This window comes from Microcoleus sp. S28C3, assembly GCF_036700785.1.
Taxonomy (GTDB): Bacteria; Cyanobacteriota; Cyanobacteriia; order Cyanobacteriales; family Microcoleaceae; genus Microcoleus; species Microcoleus asticus.
The window spans coordinates 1-2,500 of the sequence record NZ_JAUBPO010000214.1 but is presented as its reverse complement, the minus strand read 5'-3'; the positions used below and the strand labels follow the sequence as shown (position 1 = coordinate 2,500).

The following is a 2,500-nucleotide window of genomic DNA, read 5'->3' as shown; positions in this document are numbered from 1 at the left end:
AGTCGGAGGGGGTAGACGCGAAACTTAGTGATCTACCCATGGCCAGGTTGAAGGTTGGGTAAAACCAACTGGAGGACCGAACTGATAAGCGTTGAAAAGCTTCCGGATGAGCTGTGGGTAGGGGTGAAAGGCTAATCAAACTGAGAAATAGCTCGTACTCCCCGAAATGTTTTTAGGAACAGCGTCGGGAATTGTATGGCGGAGGTAGAGCTACCGATAGGACTAGGGGGAGTCACATCCTACCAAATCCTGACGAACTCCGAATGCCGTCATACAGAACCGGCAGTGAGGGCTGGGGTGCTAAGGTCCCAGTCCGAGAGGGAAAGAACCCAGACCTTCCGCTAAGGTCCCCAAATTTAGGTTAAGTTGAACAAAGGTGGTCCAGTTGCAGAGACAGCCAGGAGGTTAGCTTGGAAGCAGCTATTCCTTTAAAGAGTGCGTAACAGCTCACTGGTCGAGCGACAGGGCGTCGATAATAATCGGGCATCAAACCTAATACCGAAGCGAAGGATTCGATCCAGCGATGGACGAGTGGTAGGGGAGCATTCCAATGACGGCGAAGGTATCCTGTAAGGGGTGCTGGAGTTTTTGGAAAAGCAAATGTAGGCATAAGTAACGATAAGGCGGGCGAGAAACCCGCCCACCGTAAGACCCAGGTTTCCTGATCAACGTTAATCGGATCAGGGTTAGTCGGGACCTAAGGCGAACCCGAGAGGGGTAGTCGATGGACAATGGGTTAATATTCCCATACTATTCATACAGGTGATGGAGTGACGGAGTGATGAAAGATCCGCCCGGTGACGGAATACCGGGTTAAAGCGAGTAGGTATTGGCCTTGTAGTTAAATGCGCAGGGTTAGCCGAACGTGATAGTACTGAGCGTTTTCGGACAATCAGATAGTGATCCTAAGGGCTTCCAAGAAAAACTTCTAGCGTTAAGCGTATGAGTACCCGTACCGCAAACCGACACAGGTGGTCGAGGAGAGAATCCTAAGGTGCTCGAGTGAATCATGGTTAAGGAACTCGGCAAAATGGCCCTGTAACTTCGGGAGAAGGGGCGCTGGCAGCGATGTCAGCCGCAGTGAAGAGGCCCAGGCGACTGTTTAACAAAAACACATGGCTTTGCAAAGTTTCAAGACTAAGTATAAGGCCTGACACCTGCCCGGTGCTGGAAGGTTAAGAGGGGATGTTAGCGCAAGCGACGCATTGAATCGAAGCCCCAGTAAACGGCGGCCGTAACTATAACGGTCCTAAGGTAGCGAAATTCCTTGTCGGGTAAGTTCCGACCTGCACGAATGGTGTAACGATCTGGGCGCTGTCTCAACCATGAGCTCGGTGAAATTGTAGTCGCGGTGAAGATGCCGCGTACCCGCAACGGGACGGAAAGACCCCATGCACCTTTACTGCAGCTTAGCATTGGTACTGGACAAATGATGTGTAGGATAGGTGGGAGACTATGAAGCGGGTTCGCCAGGATCTGTGGAGTCACTGTTGAAATACCACCCTTTGTTTGTCTGGTATCTAACCCCTGAAGGGGGACATTGCTTGGTGGGTAGTTTGACTGGGGTGGTCGCCTCCAAAAGGATAACGGAGGCTTCCAAAGGTTCCCTCAGTACGCTTGGTAACCGTACGAGGAGTGCAATAGCATAAGGGAGCTTGACTGTAAGGCCGACAAGCCGAGCAGGGTGGAAACACGGGTATAGTGATCCGGCGGTTCTGAATGGAAGGGCCGTCGCTCAAAGGATAAAAGGTACGCTGGGGATAACAGGCTGATCTCCCCCAAGAGCTCATATCGACGGGGAGGTTTGGCACCTCGATGTCGGCTCGTCACATCCTGGGGCTGGAGAAGGTCCCAAGGGTTCGGCTGTTCGCCGATTAAAGTGGCACGCGAGCTGGGTTCAGAACGTCGTGAGACAGTTCGGTCCCTATCTGTTGCGGGCGTGGGAAGTTTGCGAGGACCTGACCTTAGTACGAGAGGACCGGGTTGGACTGACCGCTGGTGTACCGGTTGTGGTGCCAACTGCACTGCCGGGTAGCTACGTCGGGAAGAGATAAGCGCTGAAAGCATCTAAGTGCGAAACTCCCCTCAAGATGAGACTTCCAAATAGGGCCCTCAGAGACGATGAGGTTGATAGGCTGCAGGTGTAAAGTCAGCAATGGCATAGCTGAGCAGTACTAATTGCCCAAAAGCTTACGCTACCGTTGTTACAATCTCTACCAGATATGTTAAAAAGGCTGGAAGTCGGAAGACCGAAGACCGAAGAACAAAAATATTAGATGCAGGCTATCAGCTCTGAGGACAGGTAACTGTTTACTGATCACTGATCACTGCATACTTACAAATTAGGCGGCCTAGCGCAGGGGTCCCACCTCTTCCCATCCCGAACAGAGAAGTTAAGCCCTGCAGCGCCGATGGTACTGGGGTCACACCCGGGAGAGTAGGTCGCCGCCACATTATTCCAAAGCCAGCAGAAATGCTGGCTTTTTTGCGTTGTAGACTC

2 rRNA genes (1 of these 2 cut by a window edge) are annotated in these 2,500 nt (G+C 52.1%); both read left to right on the top strand.

The annotated features are described in order from the left end of the window. Window positions 1-2,198 (top strand): 23S ribosomal RNA (locus tag QUA13_RS31495) (it extends 676 nt beyond the left edge of the window). Window positions 2,199-2,342: 144 nt separating this feature from the next. Further along, window positions 2,343-2,454 (top strand): 5S ribosomal RNA (gene rrf / locus QUA13_RS31490). Window positions 2,455-2,500: the final 46 nt, after the last annotated feature.